This window comes from Microbacterium sp. Marseille-Q6965, assembly GCF_946151065.1.
Lineage (GTDB): Bacteria > Actinomycetota > Actinomycetes > Actinomycetales > Microbacteriaceae > Microbacterium.
Window position 1 is genome coordinate 191,765 of the sequence record NZ_CAMGZA010000002.1, and the last position, 21,164, is coordinate 212,928.

Below are 21,164 nucleotides of genomic sequence, written 5' to 3' on the forward strand. Positions count from 1 at the left end.
GTCCGGCCGGCGCTCTCGGCCGCTCGCCCCGACGTTCGCCGTCAGACGGGCGGGGCGTGCGTCTCGATGGCGACGATTCCCGAACCGGGATTCTCGGCGCTGATGTGCGCGACCGAGAACGAGCCGGTGCCAAGGGCGGCGGCATCGCGGAGGGCGGAGGTCCGGATCGTGCCGGTCGCCAGCGCCAGCTCCTCGAGAACCGCCGGCAGCACCGGGCCGTGGGAGCACAGGACGGCCGCCTTGCCGGACGCCACGCGCTTGCCCACGACGGTGCGCACATCGGCGATGCCGTCCTCCCACGCATCCTGGCTGATCGCATCCGTCTCGACGACGCGGGCGTCGATGGCCCGCGCGAGCGGGGTGACCGTCTGGACGCAGCGCGTGGCGGTGCTGGAGACGATCTTCTTCACGCCGAAGGCACGCAGACCCCCCACGATCGCCTTGGCCTGCTCACGCCCCTTCGGGAGCAGCGGCCGCAGATAGTCGGCGCGTTCCCAATCGCTGCGCGGCACCGCCTTGCCGTGCCGCAGCGCCACGACCGGGAAGGTGCGCCGCACGCCGTCGTCGAACAGTCGCAGGAAGGTCTCGAGGATCTCCTGGTCGACGGGGTAGCTCAGCTTCGCCATCGCCTGACGCGGCCCCGCCCATTCGAGTGCGGCGATCTCGCGGTTGGGCACGAAGCGGCTCTCGCGGATGGCGCGGTCCTTGGCCCGCATCGCCCAGTAGTGCACGATCTTCTGTCGGCCGTTGGCGAGGGTGTAGCGCGAGACGCCGAGCGGCACGCCGAGCGCGGCCCGGATGCCCGTCTCCTCCTCCACCTCGCGCACGGCCGTCTGCGCGAGCATCTCGCCCGGATCGACCTTGCCCTTCGGGAGCGTCACGTCGCGGTACTTCGTGCGGTGCACGAGCGCGATGCGCAGCCGGCCGTCCGCAATGCGCCAGAGCACGCCGCCCGCGGCGTACACGGCCCGTTCGCTCACCGCGCCGCCCTCGGCTGCCGCCGCCGCCGGATGATGCTCATGGTGCGGTCCTGCAGATCGAGCAGCGGGCGGCCGTCGGCGTCGCGGTGGTGCCGCGTCCAGACGGCGTCGGGGCCGAGGTGCCACGTCGCCGTGCCGTCGTCCATGGCGAGGTCGAAGAACGACATGAGTTCGCGCACGTGCTTCGGCGAGCCGACCTTCACGAGCGCCTCCACGCGCCGGTCCAGGTTCCGGTGCATCATGTCGGCGCTGCCGATGTAGACCTCGGGCGAGCCGTCGTTGTCGAACGCGAAGATGCGCGAGTGCTCCAGGTAGCGACCCAGCACACTGCGCACCGTGATGTTGTCGGAGACGCCGGGCAGGTCCACGCGCAGGCTGCAGATGCCGCGCACCCACACCTCGACCTTCACCCCGGCCTGGCTCGCGAGGTACAGGGCGTCGATGATGCGCTCGTCCACCATGGAGTTGACCTTGATGCGCACGCGGGCCGGCTTGCCCGCGAGCGCGTGCCGGCGCTCGCGCTCGATGAGCTTGAGCAAGCCCTTGCGCAGGTGCAGGGGCGCGACGAGCAGGCGCTTGAACTTCTTCTCGATCGCGTAGCCGCTCAGCTCGTTGAACAGGCGCGTCAGGTCGAGCCCCACGACGGGGTCGCACGTGAACAGACCCAGATCCTCGTAGATGCGGCTCGTCTTGGGGTTGTAGTTGCCGGTGCCCACGTGGCTGTAGTGGACGAGCTCGCCCTTCTCCTGGCGGATCACGAGCGCCGCCTTCGCGTGGGTCTTCAGGCCCACGAGGCCGTAGACCACGTGCACGCCCGCCTTCTCGAGCTGGCGCGCCCACTCGATGTTGTTCGCCTCGTCGAAGCGCGCCTTGACCTCCACGAGCGCGAGCACCTGCTTGCCGTTCTCGGCGGCGTCGATCAGAGCCTTCACGACGGGGCTGTCGCCGGAGGTGCGATACAGCGTCTGTTTGATCGCGAGCACGTGGGGATCGCGGGCGGCCTGCTCGAGGAAGGCCTGCACGCTCGTGGCGAAGGACTCGTAGGGGTGGTGCACGAGAACGTCGCCCTTGCGGATGGCCGCGAAGACGTCGGCCCTGGCGTGCTTCGAGTCCGCGTCGAGCGGCTGCAGCGCCAGCGCGGTCACCGGCACGTGCTTCTTGTACCGCAGGTCGGGACGGTCCAGCTTCCCCAGCTCGAACAGGGCCCGCAGATCGAGCGGCGCCGGCAGCCGGTACACCTCCTGTTCGGAGATGTCGAGCTCGTCCAGCAGCAGCCGCAGGGTGACGTCGTCCATCTCCTCGGTGATCTCGAGACGGATCGGCGGCCCGAAGCGCCGGCGCAGCAGCTCCTCCTCCAGCGCCTGGATGAGGTTCTCCGATTCGTCCTCCTCGATCACGACGTCCTCGTTGCGGGTGAGGCGGAACGCGTGGTGATCCAGCACATCCATGCCCGGGAAGAGGTCGCTCAGGTTCTCGGCGATGAGATCCTCGAGCGGCAGCAGCCGCACGCGTTCGCTGAGCGGGTCTCGCTCGGGCACGCGCACCGCGCGCGGCATCATGGGCGGCACCTTCAGGCGCGCGAACTCCTCGCGGCCCGTGCGGGCGTTGCGGATCCGGATCGCGAGGTTCAGCGACAGGCCGGAGATGTAGGGGAACGGGTGTGCCGGGTCGACCGCGAGGGGCATGAGCACGGGGAAGACCCGCGACTGGAAGTACTCGTACAGCTCGGCCTTCTCTTCGCCGTCGAGGTCGTTCCACGACACCAGGGAGATGCCCTCCTCGCTCAGCGCCGGCTTGACCTGCTCGTGCCACGCGGCGGCATGCCGCGTCTGCAGCTCGTGCGCCTTCTGGCTGATGGCCTCGAGCACCCGGGCGGGAGCCGTGCCGATGTTGCTGGGCACCGCGAGGCCGGTGACGATGCGGCGCTTGAGGCCGGCCACGCGCACCATGAAGAACTCGTCGAGGTTGCTCGCGAAGATCGCGAGGAAGTTGGCGCGCTCCAGCAGCGGCACGTCGGGGTCCTCCGCGAGCTCCAGCACGCGCTGGTTGAACGCGAGCCAGCTCAGCTCGCGGTCGATGTAGCGACCGTCGGGCAGATCGGACTCGTCGAACTCGACGAGTTCGTCGAAGTCGTCGTCCGCGTCGCCCAGCCCGGTGTCCACGATGGTCGTGTCGCTCATTCCCCCATCCTGGCACCGCGCGGTTTCCCGAAGGTGAACGGATTCGAGCGTGTCAGCCCCGGGGTGCGCGCGGCCTCAGCGCTGCTGCTTCGCCTCGGACTTCGTCGGCGGCAGTTGGTCGTCCTCGTACACGTTGAAGCGGTAGCCCACGTTCCGCACCGTGCCGATGAGCTGCTCGAGGTCGCCCAGCTTGGCGCGCAGGCGACGCACGTGCACGTCGACGGTGCGGGTGCCGCCGAAGTAGTCGTATCCCCACACCTCGCTCAGCAGCTGCTCGCGAGTGAACACCCGGGAGGGGTGCGTGGCGAAGAAGTGCAGCAGCTGGAACTCCTTGTAGGTAAGGTCCAGCGGCTTGCCGTGCACCTTCGCCGAGTAGGACGACTCGTCGATCGTGATTCCCGACGTCTGCACGCGCCCCGAGGGCTGCTCGGCCGTCTGCCGCCCCACCGCCAATCGGACCCGCGCGTCGACCTCGGCGGGACCGGCGGTCGAGAGGATGACGTCGTCCACTCCCCAGTCGCTGGACACGGCGGTGAGCCCGCCCTCGGTCACGACGAGGATCAGCGGCGCGTCGAGACCGGTCGTGTTGAGGATCTTGCACAGCGACTTGGCGCCCACGAGGTCGATGCGCGCATCGACGAAGATCACGTCGGCGTTCGGTGCGTTCACCAGCTGCGCCGGCTCGGCCGGAATCTGGCGCACGCGGTGGCTGAGGAGCTCGAGGGCGGGCAGAACCGCTCCGCCGCCTTGGGCGGAACTCAACACGAGCAGCTGGGCCAAGCGAACGTCCTTTCCGGGCGGCGGGGTCCGCGCCGGGTGCACCCATAATAGGCGCTGCTGAGAGAGCCCTGTGCCGCGGTCGAGGGCCGCGCGCCCCCGCCGGTGCGACGATGCGCGAGAATGGTGGGCATGACGACGCCCGCGCTCGCGCCCCGTTCGGCGGTCGGCGCGCTCGTGACCACCTGGGTCTTCGCCGTGCTCGCCTCCGTCGCGGTCGGCGTGTTCGCACCGTTCGAGGTGCGCTTCGCGTGGATGGCGATCGCGGCGGGCGCCACGCTCATCGTCGCGTTCGCGGCCAACCTGTGGACCGGTCGGTCCGAGGGATTTATCGTGCGCACCGCCGGATCCGTGCTCGGCGGACTGCTGCTCATGGGCTTCATCTCGCTGGGATTCGCGCTCGCGGCCATCGTGCCGTCGTAACCCTCGCCGTCGCACGGCGGCGCGGTGCGTCCGGAAGAGCGGGTTTGTCGAGGGAGTAGAGTGGGCGGTATGGATCTCGTCGCCCTCGAACTGTTCTTCGTCGGACTGCTCGGCCTCGCGAGCCTGGCGATCGCGTTCATCTCGGGCGCGGTTATCGTGAACCTCTTCCGCGGCCAGCGCTGATCCGCGCCGCGTCCGCCCCGCCGCGCGCGCGAACCCGCACGGCTCCTGCGGAGCCGGCCCCTCGGCGCGCCCGTCCGGATACGCTGGAGGGACCATGATCGAGATCCCGACCGACCTTCCGGCGGACATCGTGCCGCTGTCCTGGCTCCTCGGCGTGTGGGAGGGGACCGGCGTGATCGACTACGCGGTGGGCGATACCCGCTATCAGGGCGAGTTCACGCACCGCGTGAGCTTCAGTCACGACGGCTCCGGCTACCTGAACTACTCCGCGAGCGCGTTTCTCGCCGCCGACGGCGACCGTCCGGCGCAGCGGTTGAACTCCGAGACCGGATTCTGGCGCCTCGCGCGTCCCGCCGTCGCGACCGACACCGGGCCCGGGCTGTTGCCGGCCCTCGAGAACGCGGGCCCTCGCACGGCCGACGACGTGGAGGCGCTGCGCAACGCGGAGGGCGGGTTCGACATCGAGGTGTCGCTCGTGCACTCCGACGGCGTGAGCGAGCTGTACGTGGGCGAGGTGAAGGGGCCCCGCATCGATCTGGGCACCGACGCCGTGATGCGCTCGGCGAGCACGAAGGTGTACGCGGCCGCGGCACGCATGTACGGCCTCGTCGACGGCCACCTGCTGTGGGCGTGGGACATCGCCGCGCTGGGGCGCGAGCTCGGCTCGCACGCGTCGGCGCGTCTGGCGAAGGTGCAGTGATGAGCGAGGCCGCGACGCCGGACCCCCAGCGTGCGGGGATCGCCGAGCACGCGCCGGAGTGGGTTCGCACCCATTACGGCGACCCGATCCGCGAGCAACGCGCGCTGGCGCGCGGCGAGGCGGCCGCCCCACTCGGCGACCGCGCGGTCGTGGCCGTCTCCGGGGAGGACCGCCTGACCTGGCTGGATTCGATCACCTCGCAGCAGGTGCGCGCGCTCGCGCCGGGGGAGAGCACCGAGCTGCTCATCCTCGACCCGCAGGGCCGCATCGAGCACGCGGCCGCCGTGGTGGACGACGGCGCAACGACCTGGCTCATCGCCGACGCGCCCGATGCGCCGGGCCTGGCGAAGTGGCTGACGATGATGCGCTTCCGATCCCGCGTGGAGGTGGCGGCGCGCGACGATCTGCTCGTCACGGGCTACGTGCCGGGAGGATCCGCCGAGACCGCGGTGCGCGCGGCGGCGGACGTCGTGTGGACCGATCCGTGGGGCGGCGTCACGCCGGGCGGATGGCAGTACGCCGCTGTCGCGGAGCACCCCGGCACCGAGCGCGCGTGGTGCGAGGCGATCGTCCCCGCGGCCGGCGCCGACCTCGTGCGCTCGCTGCCGCTTGCCGGGACGATGGCCGCAGACGCGTTGCGGGTGGCCGCCTGGCGGCCGCGCTGGGCCGGCGAGGCCGACGACCGTGCGATCCCGCACGAGGCCGACTGGCTGCGCACGGCCGTGCACCTGAACAAGGGCTGCTACCGGGGGCAGGAGACAGTCGCGAAGGTGCACAACCTGGGCCATCCGCCCCGGCGCCTCGTGATGCTGCATCTCGACGGCTCCGACAGCGTGCTGCCCGCGCCCGGCTCGCCCGTGTTCGCCGGCGACGCCGAGGCGGGGCGCATCACGTCGTCGGCGCTGCATCACGAGCTCGGGCCGATCGCCCTCGCGCTCGTCTCGCGCCGCACGCCCGGCGACGCCGCGCTGCAAGTCGAGGCGGACGGCGTCCGGATCGCCGCGGCGCAGGAGATCATCGTGCCGGCCGACGCCGGCGCCACGGCCGATGTGCCGCGCCTCACGCGGCTGTCGCGCCGGCCGCTCGCTCAGGACCGCTGAGGTCGACCGGGGCGCCACGCGCGGCCGATAGCCTCGAGGCGTGGCCGAATCCGATCCGCTCACCCAGATCGTGCCCACGCGGTGGCACTCCGGCTACCGACCCCGGGCCGGTCTCGTGCGCCTGCGGGACTCGTGGATCGCAATCGTGCAGATCGTGGCAGCGGCCACCGCGGCGTTCGTGCTCGCCCACGTCCTGCTGGGGCACGAGACGCCGCTGCTCGCCGCGACGGTGACGATCTCGAGCCTGGGTCTGTTGCGCGACGCGCGGCCGTCGAAGGTGCTGCAGACGGTGGCCGGGATGCTCACGGGCATCGCGATCGCCGAGGTGCTGCTGCTCGCGTGGGGGCCGGGCTGGTGGCAGCTCGCGATCACGCTCGCCGTCACGCTCGCGGTGGGGCGTTTCCTCTCGCCATCGCCGCAGTTCCCGATCTCCGCCGCGGTGCAGACGGCGATCGCCTTCATGCTGCCGCTCGGCCAGTACCCCGGCGCGCGGCTGCTCGACGGGGCGATCGGCGGCGCCCTGGCGCTGCTGGTGACCTCGCTGCTGCCGCGGAACCCCATGCGGGCCGTCGTCCGCGACGCCCGGGAGGTGTTCGAGGAGTTCGACCGCGCCCTCGCGCGGGTCGTGCAGGGCCTGCGCCGCGGCGACCGGTTGCGTGCCGAGCGGGGGCTGACGCGGGCGCGCGACCTGCAACACCCCGTGCAGGTATGGGCGGCGTCGCTGGAGTCCGGGCAGGCGATCTCGCGCATGTCGCCGTTCCTGCGCGGTCGCCGGCAGGAGCTGGCGCGCCTGCAGGCGATGCAGCACGCCATGGATCTGGCCACCCGGAACCTGCGCGTCGTCGCGCGCCGCGTGCACTACGCGGTCGACGACGGGCAGGCGCGCCCCGAGCTGGCCGATGTGCTCGCCTCGGTGCAGCGCGCCGCGGCGCTCGTGGCGGTGGCGCTGGACCACCCGGATCGCGACGGCGAGGCGCGCGAGGCGCTGCGGGCGATCGCTGCCACGCTGGATCCGGCCGCGCTGCTGCCGCGCGCCCGGTTGGGCGACCAGAACGTCGTCGCCTCGCTGCGCCCCATGGTCGTCGATCTGCTGGTGGCGGCGGGCGAGCCGCGCGAGGTCGCGGCAGGCGCGCTCCCGCGCATCTGACGCGTCAGGCGGGCGCCACCGCCCGCCACGGCACGCTGACCTCGCCGAGGCGCCAGCGCGAGCGGGTGCCGTCGATCGGCCAGCCGGCCTCACGCAGCGCCGCGACCGTCGCGAGCCAGCGTTGCACGGGGCCGAAGACGGCGTGGCCGGCCGCCCGTTCCCATTCCGTGTCGAGCGCGCTGAGCCACGCGTGCACCCGCTCGCCGGGCACGTTCCGGTGGATGAGCGCCTTCGGCAGACGCTCGGCGACGATCGAGGGGCGATCCAGCCCGTGAAGGCGCAGCGAGACGGTGAAGCGCAGGGGGCGCGCGTCGGCCCCGACGTCGATCCACGATGCCACGCGCCCGATCTCGTCGCACGTGCCCTCGACGAGCACACCCTCGGGAGCGAGGCGGGCGGCCATCTGCGCCCACGCGGCGGGGACGTCGGCCTCGTCGTACTGCCGCAGCACGTTGAAGGCGCGGATGACGGCGGGCCGACGCGGCGCCGGCACCTCGAAGCCGCCCCGCGCAAACGTCACGCGCGCCGCGGGGGAGAAGACCGTCTCGCCACGCCGCGTGCGCTCCAGCTGGCCCTGCGCCGTGGCGACGCGCTCGGGATCGAGCTCCAGCCCGAGCACGTCGGCGCCGGCGCCGGCCCGATGCAGGCGGGACTCGAGTTCGAAGGTGGTCACCCCATTGGCGCCGAAGCCCAGGTCGACGACGAGCGGGCCGGGCGCGGCACGCAGCGCCGGCAGCTGCGCGATCCAGCGATCCACCCGGCGCAGCCGGTTCGTGCCGGTGGTGCCGCGGGTCGGGCGACCGATCAGCTGAGTCCCCGCGCGCACCGGACCATCCTGCCCGGTCGCGGATGAACGGAAGCCGAACGGAGGGGTGTGCGGCGGTGCCACGGCCTAGCATGGGCATCATGACGTACACGCTGATCCTGCTCCGCCACGGGCAGAGCGAATGGAACGAGAAGAACCTCTTCACCGGCTGGGTGGACGTGCGCCTCACGGAGAAGGGCCGCGCCGAGGCGCGGCGCGGCGGCGAGCTTCTCAAGGAGCAGGGCGTGCTGCCGGACATCCTGCACACGTCGGTGCTGAGCCGCGCGATCCAGACCGCCGATATCGCGCTCGACGCCGCGGACCGGCTGTGGATCCCCGTGAAGCGGTCGTGGCGGCTGAACGAGCGCCACTACGGCGCGCTGCAGGGCAAGGACAAGGCTCAGACGCTCGCCGAGTTCGGCGAGGAGAAGTTCATGGAGTGGCGCCGCTCGTTCGACGTGCCGCCGCCTCCCATCGACCCCGCCGACGAGTACGCGCAGACCGATGACCCCCGCTACGCCGGGATCGACGGCGACGTCCCCGCGACCGAGTCGCTGAAGATCGTCATCGACCGCATGCTGCCGTACTGGGAGGGCGAGATCGTGCCCGACCTGCGTGCCGGCAAGACCGTCATGGTGGCCGCTCACGGCAACTCGCTGCGGGGCCTCGTGAAGCACCTCGACGGGATCAGCGACGACGACATCGCCGCCCTGAACATTCCCACCGGCATCCCGCTCGTGTACGAGCTGGGCGAGGACATGATGCCGATCGGCCCGAGCCGGTACCTCGACCCCGAGGCCGCCGCGGCCGGTGCCGCCGCCGTCGCGGCCCAGGGCAAGAAGTAACCCGACGCATCGCGCGCAACGAGAAGGCGCCGCCCCTGCAAGGGGGCGGCGCCTTCTCGCGTTCGCGGGGATCAGGCCTCGGCGGTGCCGACCGCGCTGGCCGCGATGTCGCTCGAGCCGCTCCAGTCGCCGGTGGCGAGGTAGACCATCTTCTTGGCCACGCCGACGGCGTGGTCGGCGAACCGCTCGTGGTAGCGGCTGGCGAGCGTGGCGTCGACGACGGCGGCCGCGTCGGCGGCGGTCTGCGCGCCCAGCACCTTCTCGAAGACCGAGGCGTGCAGCTCGTCGATCTCGTCGTCGGCGTCGCGGATCGCCGCGGCGATCGCGATGTCCTGCGTGCGCAGCAGCTCCGTGAGCTTGCGGGCGACCTCCACGTCGCGGGCGCCCATCTGCTCGAACGTCGTCTTGAAGCCGTTCGGAATGGCGCGCTCGGGGTAGCGCATGCGCGCGAGCTGGGCGATGTGCTCGGCGAGGTCGCCCATCCGCTCGAGCGAGGCGCTCGTGCGCAGCGCGGCGACGACGATGCGGAGATCACGGGCGACCGGCTGCTGCATGGCGAGGATCTCGACGGCGAGCTCGTCGAGCGCGAGCGACTTCTGGTCGATCACCGCGTCGCCCGCGATGACCTCCTCGGCGAGGGCGACATCGCTCGTGCCGAACGCTCTGGTCGCCTTGTCGATCGCGACGGTCACGAGCTCCGCGATCTCGACGAGACGCGACTGCACCTCTTCGAGGGACTGGTGGAAGACTTCGCGCATCGGTGGGACCTTTCGTTCGTGCCGTGGGCAGGCGCGCGCACCGGGGCGGCGGGCCGTTCACGATTGTCGTCAGCGAAGGTTAACGGATGGTGACGTGGCTGGGAACAGTCGCCCGCGTGACCGCCGTCGGGTGCACATCCGGTGAATTCGCCCCTCCGCGGCGTTCTACGCTGTGGGCATGGATTCCACGCAGCTTGTGCTGCTCGCCCTGCTCCTGGGCGCACTCATCGGCGGCGGGATCACGCTCCTCATCGTGTGGGCGGTGCGCGTGCGCGAGCGGCTCATGCGCGAGCACAGCGGCGCACTGCCCGAGGGCGTGACCGCGGTCCTCGACGCCATGGACGAGGCCGCCGCCGTCGTGGACGCGTCGGGCACGGTCGTGGAGGTCTCGCGTCCCGCCGGGGTCCTCGGCTTCCACGCGGGCACGCCGCTGGCGACCTCCGGGCTCCGCGATCTGCTGAAGACGGCCCGTGCCGCGGGCACGGCGGTCGAGTCCATGCGCCTGCGCACGGGGTCGCTCAAGGGCCAGGAACGCCTCATCTCCGCGCGGATGTCGCGCATCACGGAGCGCTGGTACCTGCTCATCGCGCGCGACCTGTCGGAGCGCGAGCGACTCGAGCAGATGCGACACGACTTCGTCGCAAACACGAGCCACGAGCTCAAAACGCCCGTCGGCGCGATCACGCTGCTGGCCGAGGCGATCGACTTCGCGGCCGACGAGCCCGACGAGGTCCGCCGCTTCGCCGCCCGCCTGACCGCCGAGGCCGAGCGCCTCGGGCAGCTCACGAGCCGCATCATGCACCTGTCGCGGCTGCAGGCCGCCGAGGAGCTCACCGACATCGGCGACGTCGCGATCGACGAGGTGGTCACCGCGGCCGTCGAGTCCAACGCCGTGCAGGCGGACTCCGCCGGGGTGGAGCTCGTGCGCGGCGGGGACCGCGGTCTGTACGTGCGCGGGGACGCCCAGATCCTCATCGAGGCCGTCGGCAATCTCATCGCGAACGCCATCGCCTACTCGCCGCGCGCGTCGCGCGTGGGGGTCGGGGTGCGCGCCGACGACGAGGCCGTCGAGATCGCCGTCACGGACCAGGGGATCGGCATCTCGGAGGCCGATCAGGAGCGCATCTTCGAGCGCTTCTACCGCGCGGACCAGGCCCGCTCGCGCCGCACGGGCGGGACGGGGCTCGGCCTCGCGATCGTCAAGCATGCCGTGTCTCGCCACGGCGGCGAGATCCGGCTCTGGTCTCAGCCCGAGCGCGGCTCGACCTTCACCATCCGTCTGCCGCGCAGCGAGGCCCCGGTGCCCGATCCGGAGGCCCGCCAGGCACCCGTCGCCCGCAAGGCGGGCCGTTCCCTCAAGAAGGAGAAAGCATGACTCGCGTGCTCCTCGTCGAAGACGAGCCGGACCTCGCCGATCCGCTGGCCTACCTGCTGCGCAGGGAGGGCTTCGAGGTCGAGATCGCCGAGGACGGTGATGCCGCGCTGGCGGCCTTCCGAGAGCGGGGCGCCGACATCCTGCTGCTCGACCTCATGCTGCCGGGCATGCCGGGCACGGAGGTCTGCCGCCAGGTGCGCACGACGTCCGGGGTGCCGATCATCATGCTCACGGCGAAGGACAGCGAGATCGACATCGTGGTGGGCTTGGAGCTGGGCGCCGACGACTACGTCACGAAGCCGTACTCGGCCCGCGAACTGCTCGCCCGAATGCGCGCCGTCCTGCGCCGGGCGCAGCAGGACGAGGCCGACCTCGAGGAGCGGGTGCTGCAGGGCGGGCGCGTCACGCTCGACATCGATCGGCACACGGTCACGGTCGACGGCGAGCCGATCAGCATGCCTCTGAAGGAGTTCGAGCTGCTCGAGGTGCTGATGCGCAACGCCGGGCGCGTGCTGACGCGGGGGCAGCTCATCGACCGGGTGTGGGGGAGCGACTACTTCGGCGACACCAAGACGCTCGACGTGCACATCAAGCGCATCCGCTCGCGCATCGAGGAGCACCCGAGCGAACCGGTCATGCTCGTGACCGTGCGCGGCCTCGGCTACCGCTTCGAGGCGGCATGACCGGTCCCGCGACCACGAAAAGGCGCCCCCGCTGTCGCGGTGGGCGCCTTTTGGTCGTCGCGGGTCAGTCCTCGGACGGGGCGAGCCCCTCGAGGTACTCGAGCGTCTCGTCGAAGACCTGCACCTCGGCCTCGACCGGCTCGCCGCCGGCGTTGAAGACGATGGGCAGCGTGGCGCCCGCCGGGGTGTCGATGTTCTCGAGCAGCAGCGGGTCCTCGTCGCCGCCGAGGCTCACCGACGAGTTGGCGGGAACCGTCAGCTCGCCCGCGCCGCCGCCCCAGTCGAGCGAGACGGATGCGCGCGAGTCGCTCGAGTTGACGATGGTGGCGACGAAGCCGCCGTCGCGGCCGTCCTCATCGGTCACGACGAGGGCGTTGAGGATCTCCACCGGTGAGTCCTGTGGGAGCGGCACGTTGACGCCGTCGGCGGGGGAGTAGTTGATCGTCGTCGCCTGCGGGGTGATGGCGGCGCAGCCGGCCGTGCCGAGCACGACGAGGCCGCCGAGAGCGAGGGACGCGAGAGTGCGCGAGTTCACGGATCCTCCAGGTGGTGCCGGACAGCCGCCGGACGACGGGCCCTGCCGTTCAGTCTAGAGGGTCGCGGGGGCGTGACCAGCAGGAGCGCCGGGGCCTCCGGCGGCAGCGGCGGAACCTTAGTGCATCCCGGGCTGTGATATCCTGAAGAACGCCGAAAGGATATCAATCTATGCTTTTTGAGGTTGGCGAGACCGTCGTCTACCCCCACCACGGGGCCGCGACGATCACGGAAGTCAAGACTCGCAAGATCAAGGGCGAAGAGAAGGTCTACCTCAAGCTCAACGTCACGCAGGGCGATCTGGTCATCGAGGTCCCCGCCGAGAACGTCGACCTCGTCGGCGTCCGCGATGTGATCGGCCAGGAGGGCCTCGACAAGGTCTTCGAGGTTCTTCGCGCGCCGTTCACCGAGGAGCCCACCAACTGGTCCCGCCGATACAAGGCGAACCTGGAGAAGCTGGCGTCGGGTGACGTCATCAAGGTGAGCGAGGTCGTGCGCGACCTGTGGCGTCGCGACCAGGACCGCGGCCTCTCGGCCGGCGAGAAGCGCATGCTCGCGAAGGCCCGCCAGATCCTGACGAGCGAGCTCGCGCTCGCCGAGAAGATCGACGAGGAGAAGGCCGCCGCACTCCTCGATGAGGTGCTCGCGTCCTGAGCAGTCACGGCTCGCGCGCGTCGCGATCCAGACCACACCGCCGGGTGTCCGCAAGGGCACCCGGCGGTACGTTTATGGGGTGACCGAAGTCCTCGCGCCGCGCATCGCGGTTCTCGTCGTCGCCGCCGGCTCCGGAACCCGTCTCGGGGCGGGCGCACCGAAGGCGTTCGTGGGACTGGACCGGCACACGATCCTGCGGCATGCGCTGCGCGGCGTCTTCGCCGGGCCGCTCGCCCAGGTCGTGGTGGTGGCGCCGGCCGATCGCGTCGGTGAGGCCCTCACCGATGCCCGCGAGGCGGCGGGTGACCGGGAGCAGCTCGTGTCGGTGGTGCCGGGCGGCGCGACGCGCCAGGAGTCCGTGGCGGCGGGCTTGCGCAGGGTGCTCCCGGGCGTCGAGATCGTGCTCGTCCACGACGCCGCGCGCGCCCTCACGCCGCCGGCCGTCTTCGACCGCGTGATCGACGCCGTCGATCGGACGGGCTGGGGCGCGGTTCCCGTGCTGCCCGTGATCGACACGATCAAGAGGGTCGAGGGCGACCGGATCACGGGCGTCGTCGATCGTTCGCAGCTCGGTGCGGCACAGACGCCGCAGGGCTTCCGCCGTGACGTGCTCGTGGCCGCCTACGCGACGGCGGACGGGGAGTTCACCGACGACGCGGCGCTCGTCGCCGAGGCGGGGCACCCGCTGGCCGCGGTGCAGGGCGACCCCCTCGCCTTCAAGATCACGACGCCGGCCGACCTTGAGCGGGCGCGCGCACTCGTCGCCGACTCGCCGATTCCTCCCGTGGGCGGCTCGGGCGGCATCGTCATGGCCGACGGCGCGACCGTCGACGGCGCGGGCGCCGAGGCCGCGGCGCCCGCGGCGGAGCCCGGGCCGGCGGCCGGGCGGCGTCCCGGATCGCGGCCCCCGCGGGTCGGCCTGGGCACCGACGTCCACGCGTTCTCGGACGGCGGCACGCTGTGGCTCGCGGGTCTGGAGTGGCCGGGCGAGCCCGCACTCGCTGGGCATTCCGACGGCGATGCCGTCGCGCACGCCGTCGTGGACGCCCTCCTCTCGGCAGCGGGCCTGGGCGACATCGGCACCCACTTCGGCACCGATCGCCCCGAGTTCGCCGGCGCGCACGCCGACGCCTTCCTCGCCGAGACGGACCGCCTCGTCCGCGCGGCGGGCTGGGCGGTCGGCAACGTCGCGGTGCAGGTGCAGGCGCAGCGCCCGCGGTTCGCCGCCCGCCGCGCCGAGGCCGAGGCGGCGTTGTCACGCGCGCTGGGCGGCGCGCCCGTGTCCGTCTCGGCCACGACGACCGACGGGCTCGGCTTCACCGGGCGCGCCGAGGGCGTGCAGGCGTTCGCGGTCGCGCTGCTCGTGCCCGCCTGATCCGGCGACCCGGGCCGAGGCGCGGCGAGCGGCAACCCGGTGCCGGACGCCTCAGCCTTCGAGTGGCAGGGGTGCTGGATCGCGCGGCGCGCGCGACCCCCACGCCAGCAGCACGAGCCCCGCGCCGAGCACGAGCAGACCAATGATCGCGAGCACGGCGAGCTGTTCGTGCAGCACGACGATGCCGAGCACGCTCGCGGTGAGCGGCTCGCCGAGCGTCAGGGTCGCTGCCGCCGCAGCGCTCAGCCCGCCGAGGCCCCAGGTGAACAGCGCGTACGCGACGGTGACGGTCACGAGGCCCAGCCAGAGTGACATCGCGACGCCGCGCGGGTCGGCCAGCCACGCCAGGCTTCCCGTGAACAGCAGCGGGATCGCGAGGACGGCGGATCCGCCGCCCATCGCGCCGACGACGGTGAACGGGTGCCACCCGTCGTCGAGCAGGCGCCGCTGCGCCACCGCGAGCACGGCGAACGACGCGCCCGCGCCGATCGATCCGACCACGCCCACGGGATCGGCGGCGACATCGCCGCCCCCACCCACGCCGAGCAGCACGACGCCGATGGTCGCGAGCGACGTCGCCGACATCCAGGTGGCACTCGGCAGTCGGCGGTGCAGCACGCCCTCGATGACGCCGGCCAGAACGGGGGACGAGCCCAGCGCGATCACCGTGCCGATCGCCACGCCGTTGAGGGAGGTGCCGAGGAAGAACAGCGGCTGGTACACCGTCAGGCATACCGCGGTCACCGCCATGAGCGCGGCGGGGCGGAAGGCGAGTCGCGGCCGCGGCGCGTGCGGCGTGCGGCGCCGACGCAGCCACGCGGCGAGGGCCGTCAGCGCGGCGAGAACGGTGCCCCCGATGACAAGACGCACACCGCCGACCGTGAAGGGGGTCGTGCCCTCGGGGCCGAGAGCCTGGGCGGTGCCCGTCGTGCCGAAGAGGACGGCGGCGGCGAGGACGGCGATCACGGGCACCCCACAGTTCTATCCCACGCACGCGACGCGGATGTTTCGCCGGCGCTGACCGTAACGTTCAGCGGGCGGTCAGTAGTCTTGTGTGGTGACCCTCCGGCTCTACGACACGCGCGCCCAGGCGCTGCGCGACTTCGCGCCCCTCGACCCGGGGAACGTCACGATGTACGTGTGCGGGCCGACCGTGCAGTCGGGCCCGCACGTGGGACACCTGCGCGGCGCCCTCGCGTTCGACGTGCTGCGCAGCTGGCTCGAGCACCGCTACGGCCGCGTCACCTTCGTGCGCAACGTCACCGACATCGACGACAAGGTGCTCGCCAACGCCACGGCCGCCGAGCCGTGGTGGGCCCTGGCGTACCGCATGGAGCGGGAGTTCGATGCGGCATATGCCGCGATCGGCATCCAGCCGCCCACGTACGAGCCCCGTGCCACCGCGTCGATCCCGCAGATGCAGGAGCTCATCGCGCAACTCATCGAGCGCGGTCATGCGTACGCGGCGGCGGGCGACGTGTACTTCGACGTGCGCTCCTGGCCCGCGTACGGCACCCTCACGCACCAGTCCGTCGACGACATGGAGGATGCCGCCGACGCCGACCCCCGTGGCAAGCGGGATCCGCATGACTTCGCGCTGTGGAAGGGCCGCAAGGCCGACGAGCCGGCCGACGCCTCGTGGGACTCGCCGTGGGGAGCGGGCCGGCCCGGGTGGCACATCGAGTGCTCGGCGATGGCGAGGCGCTACCTCGGATCCCAGTTCGACATCCACGGCGGCGGGCTCGATCTGCGATTCCCGCACCACGAGAACGAGCTCGCGCAGTCGCAGGCCGCCGGCGACGGGTTCGCGCGCTACTGGGTGCACAACGGCCTCGTGACGGTCGAGGGCCAGAAGATGTCGAAGTCGCTCGGCAACGTCACGCCGGCGCGCGACCTTCTGGCCGCCCGCCCCCCGCACGTCGTGCGATACGCGCTGCTGGCCGCGCACTACCGGTCCAGCCTCGACATCTCCGAACGCGCGCTCGACGAGGCAGCCGCGGCGCTCGACCGCATCCATGGCTTCCTCCTCCGTGCCGAGCGTGCGGGGATCGCGGCGGATGCCGGCGGGCCGCTCCCTGCCGACTTCGCCGCGGCGATGGACGACGACCTCGGCGTGCCGCAGGCGCTCGCGGTCGTGCACGACACCGTGCGGGCCGGCAACACGGCCCTCGACGCCGGCGATACGGCCGCCGCGAGCGACGCCCTTCGCGGCGTGGTCGCGATGCTGCGGATCCTCGGCCTCGACGCGCCGGACCGCGACGGCGGGGCCGCGGGCGTCGCGGAGGCGACGCTCGACACTCTCCTGACCACCCTCATCGCCCAGCGCGCCGAGGCGCGCGCGGCGAAGGACTGGGGCACGGCCGATCGGCTTCGCGATGCGTTCGTGGCCGCCGGCATCACCCTTGAGGACACACCAGACGGCACACATTGGAGCATCGATGGCTAAGCCCGGACGCCCCGGCGCGAGCAGGGGCAAGAAGAAGGGTCCCACCAAGGGCACCGGCGGTCACAACCGCAAGTCGCTCGAGGGGCGCGGACCCACGCCGAAGGCGGAGGACCGCCCGTACCACAAGGCGCACAAGGCCAAGGCGCTGGCCGAGCGCGCCGCCGCGAAGCGGCCGGTCGCAGGCCGCAGCTCCCAGCGTCGTCCCAACGACGACAACGAGTACGTGACGGGCCGCAACTCGGTGCTCGAGGCGCTGCGCGCGCGCATCCCCGCCACGGCGTTCTACATCGCCCAGCGCGTGGAGATGGATGACCGCGTCAAGGAGATGCTGTCGATCGCCGGCAAGCGCGAGATCCCCGTGCTCGAGGTGACCCGCCCGGAGCTCGACCGGATGGCGGGCTTCGACGGCGTCCACCAGGGCGTCGCCCTCAAGGTGCCGCCGTACGAGTACGCGCACCCGCAGGATCTGTTGGAGCGGATCGTCGACGCCGGGGAGACGCCGCTGCTCGTCGCGCTCGACGGCGTGACCGATCCGCGCAACCTCGGCGCGATCATCCGCTCCACGGCGGCCTTCGGTGGGCAGGGTCTGATCCTGCCCCAGCGACGCTCGGCCGGCGTGAACGCCGCGGCATGGAAGACGAGCGCGGGCGCGCTGGCGCGCATCCCCGTCGCGATGGCGTCCAACCTGACGAGCACGCTCAAGGACCTCAAGAAGCAGGGGGTCTTCGTGCTGGGGCTCGACGGCGACGGCGAGGTGTCGCTGCCCGAGCTGCAGCTGGCCGACCGGCCGATCGTGATCGTCGTCGGCAGTGAGGGCAAGGGGCTGTCGCGACTGGTGACGGAGAACTGCGATCAGGTCGTGTCGATCCCGATCTCGGCGGCCACCGAGTCGCTCAACGCGGGCATCGCGGCCTCGGTCGCGCTGTACCAGGTCGCCACCATCCGCGCGGCCCAGCAGTAGCCGCCCTCGGGGAGCGGATCAGGCGGACGCGGCCCGCTCCTCGGGCGACGCTTCCCATCGCTGCGCGTACAGGGCGAGGGGCTGCATGGCGGTCAGGAGCTCGGCGCCGCGCGGCGTGAGGCCGTAGCGCACCGTGACCGGCGTGGTGGGCTCCACCGCACGGGCCACGAGTCCGGCCATTTCTTCGCGATCCGCGCCGTCGGGGGAGCGGTCGCGGATGTGCCCGCCGATGCGACGGCATACGGCTGGCGCGAAGCGGGATTCTCGGTCTCGGCGTTCGGCTCGGTCCGGTCCGGGCTCGACGAGCGCTGGCCACGCCTCGTGCCTTTCTTCGAGGGCATGTACCTCAGCTTCGAGTCGACCATGCCGCCGCCCGTGGAGCGTGCGTTCCCACCCGCCCACCTGCGCCGGTTGCGGGAGCTGAAGCGACGCTATGATCCCACCGGCCTGTTCCGGGACAACTTCTTCATCGACCCGGCAGGGTGAGCAGCGCGGTGCTCGCCAGGGGGGGGGCACGCAAGCGCCCGGATCAGACGCGGTCGCGCCAGTCGCCCTCCGCGTCGTCCGGCGACACGGCGCCCATTGCGGCGGTGAAGGTCTCCGTGGGCGGGCCCATGATCGTCGCCTCGTCGCGCCGGTGGCGCAGCACGTTCTCGATGTAGCTCGAGAGGGTCTCGGCCAGAGGAACCCACTGCTCGCGCTGCTCGGAGATGAGCCAGCGGTGCTCGAGCACCTGATGGAACACCTCGGCCGGCTCGAGTTTCGCGCGCAGCTCGATGGGGATCGCGCGGACCACGGGCTCGAAGACGCGCGTCAGCCACTCGTGGGCGGCGATCTCCTCCTCGTCCTCGCCGCGCTCGGTGCGGACGCGGTACTCGTCGAGGTCGTTCAGCAGGCGACGGGCCTGATTTTCCTGCACGTCGAGGCCGGTCAGGCGCAGCAGGCGGCGCTGGTGGTGACCCGCATCGACGACCTTCGGCGTGATCGACACGTGGGCGCCGTCCGGCGCGGTCTGGATCGCCATCTCGCCGATGTCGAAGCCCAGGTCGTTCAGGCGCCGCACGCGCTCGGTGATGCGCCACGATTCCGACATGTCGAACGACTCCGGTGCCGTCAGCTCCGCCCACAGCGACCGGTATGCCGAGACGATGCCGTCGGCGATGCGGATCGCGTCGACGTCCGCATCGATCCGGCCGCTCGCCGCCAGGTCCATGATCTCGCCGGCGATGTTCGTGCGCGCCAGGTCCAGGTCGTGCTCGCGTTGGCCGTCGCTGAGCGCCGTGCCGCCCTCGTGCAGCTCCGCCGTCTCGGCATCGACGAGGTACGCGGCGAACGATCCCGCGTCGCGGCGGAAGAGCGTGTTCGACAGCGACACGTCACCCCAGTAGAAGCCCACGTTGTGCAGCCGCACGAGCAGCAGCGCGAGCGCGTCGACGAGGCGCGTGGCGGTGTCGGGGCGCAGCGTCTGCGTGAACAGTGCACGGTATGGCATCGAGAAGCTCAGGTGAGCGGTCACCAGGGCGGCGGGCAGCGGATCGCCGGCCGGTGTCGTTCGGCCCGCGATCACCGCCACGCGGCGCACGCACGGGATCTCGAGGCGCTGCAGCGCACCGAGCATCTCGTACTCGCGGCGCGCCATGTGCTCGGTCGTCTCCTTGACGGCCACCACCTGTCCCGACAGCTCGCTGAAGCGCACGATGTGCCGGGAGATGCCCTTCGGCAGGCGCACGATGTGCTCCCGCGGCCACTCCTCCAGCCGGGTGCGCCAGGGCAGCGCCAGCAGCTGGGGGTCGATCTCGCTCGCCGTGATGCGCAGCGACTCGGGCATCTGTTGTCTCTCCGCTCAGCTCGTCGGTGGTGCGCCCCGCATGCACCGCGGCGCGGACCGATGCGAGCACCGGTCCGCGCCGCGGATGGATCTCTGCGATCAGACGGAGGCGACCGCCTTCTCGCGCAGACGCTCGCCGGTCTCGATGTCGAACACGTGCACGTGGTCGCCCACCGGGGTGAGCGAGACCGTCTCGCCGGCGTTCGGGTGCGTGCGTCCGTCGACGCGCGCCACGATGTCGGTGCGCTTGCCCTCGATCTCGGAGTGGCCGTACAGGTAGCCGTCGGCGCCGAGCTCCTCGACGAGGTCGACGGTCACCTGCAGGCCCTCGCCACCGGCCGGGCCGACCTGGATGTCCTCGGGACGCACGCCCACGGTCACCTCGGAGCCGTGCGCCTTCGAGAGTGCCGACGCCTCCACGGGCACGATCTTCGTGCCGAAGCGGATGCCGCCCTCGGCGATGTCGGCCGGGAAGAGGTTCATGGCGGGCGAACCGATGAAGCCGGCGACGAAGACGTTCGTCGGCTTCTCGTAGAGGTCGCGCGGCGTGCCCACCTGCTGCAGGATGCCGTCCTTCAGCACCGCGATCCGGTCGCCCATGGTGAGGGCCTCGGTCTGGTCGTGCGTGACGTACACCGTCGTGACGCCCAGGCGGCGCTGCAGCGACGCGATCTGGGTGCGGGTCTGGACGCGGAGCTTGGCGTCGAGGTTCGACAGCGGCTCGTCCATGAGGAACACCTGCGGCTCGCGCACGATGGCCCGGCCCATGGCGACGCGCTGACGCTGACCACCCGAGAGGGCCTTCGGCTTGCGGTTGAGGTAGGGCTCGAGGTCGAGCAGCTTGGCCGCCTCCTGCACGCGCTTGGCGCGCTCGTCCTTACCGACACCGGCGATCTTGAGCGCGAAGCCCATGTTCTCCGCCACGGTCATGTGCGGGTACAGCGCGTAGTTCTGGAACACCATCGCGATGTCGCGGTCCTTCGGCGGCACGTCGGTGACGTCGCGGTCGCCGATGAGGATGCGCCCGTCGTTGACCTCTTCGAGGCCGGCGAGCATGCGCAGCGAGGTGGACTTTCCGCAGCCCGAGGGGCCGACCAGGACGAGGAACTCGCCGTCGCCGATCTCGAGGTCCAGCTTGTCGACCGCGGGACGCGTGCCGCCCGGGTAGACGCGGGTGGCGTTGTCGAACGTGACGGATGCCATGTCGTTTCTCCTTCACCGGCAGGTACGTGCCGGACGATCCGTAGTGATGGAACGGCGGGGGCACCCGCCGCGACCCGTCATTGGGTCGCCATCAGTATGGCACGCGCGCCGATTCCGTGGGGCGCGAAGCCGGTCGCGTCGGGCGATTGCGGCGCGACCGGGGGAGCGCATTCCCAGGACCCGGGACTATCCTCGGGAAGGTTGGGG

Annotated in this window: 22 protein-coding genes; 12 read left to right on the forward strand and 10 right to left on the reverse strand. The window is 71.8% G+C overall.

The window, feature by feature from the left end; genetic code table 11:
- Positions 1 to 41 precede the first annotated feature (41 nt).
- The 3 genes from N8N77_RS07415 to N8N77_RS07425 form a co-directional block, all read right to left on the reverse strand.
- Positions 42 to 980 (reverse strand): NUDIX hydrolase, encoded by a 939-nt coding sequence (locus N8N77_RS07415; RefSeq protein WP_261165908.1) that lies wholly within the window; start codon positions 978 to 980, stop codon positions 42 to 44.
- Positions 977 to 3,160: an RNA degradosome polyphosphate kinase gene (locus N8N77_RS07420; protein ID WP_261165910.1), complete on the reverse strand. Its 2,184-nt coding sequence runs from the start codon at positions 3,158 to 3,160 to the stop codon at positions 977 to 979. The genes N8N77_RS07415 and N8N77_RS07420 overlap by 4 nt, the downstream gene beginning before the upstream one ends.
- Positions 3,161 to 3,235: 75 nt before the next feature.
- A complete protein-coding gene (locus N8N77_RS07425) occupies positions 3,236 to 3,940 on the reverse strand; it encodes a response regulator transcription factor (protein ID WP_261165912.1) in 705 nt (234 codons plus the stop codon).
- 129 nt (positions 3,941 to 4,069) lie between these two features.
- Here N8N77_RS07425 and N8N77_RS07430 point away from each other — a divergent pair, with 129 nt between their 5' ends.
- From N8N77_RS07430 to N8N77_RS07445, 4 genes are all read left to right on the forward strand, one after another.
- Positions 4,070 to 4,360 carry a hypothetical protein gene (locus tag N8N77_RS07430; protein ID WP_261165914.1) on the forward strand — a complete coding sequence of 97 codons (291 nt, stop codon included), beginning with the start codon at positions 4,070 to 4,072 and terminating at the stop codon, positions 4,358 to 4,360.
- Between the two features lie 277 nt (positions 4,361 to 4,637).
- Positions 4,638 to 5,243: an FABP family protein gene (locus tag N8N77_RS07435; protein ID WP_261165916.1), complete on the forward strand. Its 606-nt coding sequence runs from the start codon at positions 4,638 to 4,640 to the stop codon at positions 5,241 to 5,243.
- Positions 5,243 to 6,343, forward strand: coding sequence for a folate-binding protein YgfZ (locus N8N77_RS07440; RefSeq protein WP_261165918.1), 1,101 nt, complete (start codon positions 5,243 to 5,245; stop codon positions 6,341 to 6,343). Before N8N77_RS07435 ends, N8N77_RS07440 begins: the two co-directional genes overlap by 1 nt.
- Before the next feature lie 40 nt (positions 6,344 to 6,383).
- Complete coding sequence (locus N8N77_RS07445) at positions 6,384 to 7,490, forward strand: aromatic acid exporter family protein (protein ID WP_261165920.1); 1,107 nt, start codon at positions 6,384 to 6,386, stop codon at positions 7,488 to 7,490.
- Between the two features lie 4 nt (positions 7,491 to 7,494).
- On the opposite strand, the gene N8N77_RS07450 is transcribed toward N8N77_RS07445, so the two are convergent.
- Entirely contained in the window at positions 7,495 to 8,316 is an 822-nt protein-coding gene (locus N8N77_RS07450) for a bifunctional 2-polyprenyl-6-hydroxyphenol methylase/3-demethylubiquinol 3-O-methyltransferase UbiG (RefSeq protein WP_261165922.1), read from the reverse strand.
- A gap of 71 nt (positions 8,317 to 8,387) precedes the next feature.
- On the opposite strand from N8N77_RS07450, the gene N8N77_RS07455 reads away from it, so the two are divergent.
- A complete protein-coding gene (locus N8N77_RS07455) occupies positions 8,388 to 9,140 on the forward strand; it encodes a phosphoglyceromutase (protein ID WP_396652815.1) in 753 nt (250 codons plus the stop codon).
- 71 nt (positions 9,141 to 9,211) lie between these two features.
- Here the strand turns inward: N8N77_RS07455 and phoU are convergent, their stop codons facing one another.
- A complete protein-coding gene (phoU, locus tag N8N77_RS07460; protein WP_261165925.1) occupies positions 9,212 to 9,898 on the reverse strand; it encodes a phosphate signaling complex protein PhoU in 687 nt (228 codons plus the stop codon).
- A gap of 178 nt (positions 9,899 to 10,076) precedes the next feature.
- Between phoU and N8N77_RS07465 the strand changes: the two genes are divergently transcribed.
- Both N8N77_RS07465 and N8N77_RS07470 read left to right on the forward strand, forming a co-directional pair.
- Positions 10,077 to 11,273, forward strand: a complete 1,197-nt coding sequence (locus N8N77_RS07465) for a cell wall metabolism sensor histidine kinase WalK (RefSeq protein ID WP_261165927.1) — start codon at positions 10,077 to 10,079, stop codon at positions 11,271 to 11,273.
- Complete coding sequence (locus N8N77_RS07470; RefSeq protein WP_261165929.1) at positions 11,270 to 11,956, forward strand: response regulator transcription factor; 687 nt, start codon at positions 11,270 to 11,272, stop codon at positions 11,954 to 11,956. Before N8N77_RS07465 ends, N8N77_RS07470 begins: the two co-directional genes overlap by 4 nt.
- Positions 11,957 to 12,020: 64 nt before the next feature.
- On the opposite strand, the gene N8N77_RS07475 is transcribed toward N8N77_RS07470, so the two are convergent.
- Positions 12,021 to 12,491: a DNA modification methylase gene (locus N8N77_RS07475; protein ID WP_261165931.1), complete on the reverse strand. Its 471-nt coding sequence runs from the start codon at positions 12,489 to 12,491 to the stop codon at positions 12,021 to 12,023.
- A 170-nt stretch (positions 12,492 to 12,661) separates the two neighbouring features.
- Between N8N77_RS07475 and N8N77_RS07480 the strand changes: the two genes are divergently transcribed.
- Positions 12,662 to 13,144: a CarD family transcriptional regulator gene (locus tag N8N77_RS07480; RefSeq protein ID WP_261165933.1), complete on the forward strand. Its 483-nt coding sequence runs from the start codon at positions 12,662 to 12,664 to the stop codon at positions 13,142 to 13,144.
- A gap of 79 nt (positions 13,145 to 13,223) precedes the next feature.
- Positions 13,224 to 14,519, forward strand: a complete 1,296-nt coding sequence (gene ispD / locus N8N77_RS07485; RefSeq protein WP_261165935.1) for a 2-C-methyl-D-erythritol 4-phosphate cytidylyltransferase — start codon at positions 13,224 to 13,226, stop codon at positions 14,517 to 14,519.
- 51 nt (positions 14,520 to 14,570) lie between these two features.
- Here the strand turns inward: ispD and N8N77_RS07490 are convergent, their stop codons facing one another.
- Positions 14,571 to 15,491 (reverse strand): DMT family transporter, encoded by a 921-nt coding sequence (locus tag N8N77_RS07490; protein ID WP_261165937.1) that lies wholly within the window; start codon positions 15,489 to 15,491, stop codon positions 14,571 to 14,573.
- An 85-nt stretch (positions 15,492 to 15,576) separates the two neighbouring features.
- Here N8N77_RS07490 and cysS point away from each other — a divergent pair, with 85 nt between their 5' ends.
- Together cysS and rlmB are read left to right on the forward strand one after the other, a co-directional pair.
- Positions 15,577 to 16,965 carry a cysteine--tRNA ligase gene (cysS, locus tag N8N77_RS07495; protein ID WP_261165939.1) on the forward strand — a complete coding sequence of 463 codons (1,389 nt, stop codon included), beginning with the start codon at positions 15,577 to 15,579 and terminating at the stop codon, positions 16,963 to 16,965.
- Positions 16,958 to 17,926 (forward strand): 23S rRNA (guanosine(2251)-2'-O)-methyltransferase RlmB, encoded by a 969-nt coding sequence (gene rlmB / locus N8N77_RS07500; RefSeq protein WP_261165941.1) that lies wholly within the window; start codon positions 16,958 to 16,960, stop codon positions 17,924 to 17,926. Before cysS ends, rlmB begins: the two co-directional genes overlap by 8 nt.
- An 18-nt stretch (positions 17,927 to 17,944) precedes the next feature.
- Here rlmB and N8N77_RS07505 read toward each other — a convergent pair whose 3' ends face one another.
- On the reverse strand, positions 17,945 to 18,106 hold the full coding sequence (locus tag N8N77_RS07505) for a helix-turn-helix domain-containing protein (RefSeq protein ID WP_261165942.1): 162 nt from the start codon (positions 18,104 to 18,106) through the stop codon (positions 17,945 to 17,947).
- A 39-nt stretch (positions 18,107 to 18,145) separates the two neighbouring features.
- On the opposite strand from N8N77_RS07505, the gene N8N77_RS07510 reads away from it, so the two are divergent.
- Positions 18,146 to 18,412, forward strand: coding sequence for a BBE domain-containing protein (locus N8N77_RS07510; RefSeq protein ID WP_261165944.1), 267 nt, complete (start codon positions 18,146 to 18,148; stop codon positions 18,410 to 18,412).
- 43 nt (positions 18,413 to 18,455) lie between these two features.
- Here the strand turns inward: N8N77_RS07510 and N8N77_RS07515 are convergent, their stop codons facing one another.
- Together N8N77_RS07515 and N8N77_RS07520 are read right to left on the reverse strand one after the other, a co-directional pair.
- Positions 18,456 to 19,754: a DUF4032 domain-containing protein gene (locus N8N77_RS07515; protein ID WP_261165946.1), complete on the reverse strand. Its 1,299-nt coding sequence runs from the start codon at positions 19,752 to 19,754 to the stop codon at positions 18,456 to 18,458.
- Between the two features lie 99 nt (positions 19,755 to 19,853).
- Entirely contained in the window at positions 19,854 to 20,957 is a 1,104-nt protein-coding gene (locus N8N77_RS07520; protein WP_261165948.1) for an ABC transporter ATP-binding protein, read from the reverse strand.
- Between the last annotated feature and the right edge of the window lie 207 nt (positions 20,958 to 21,164).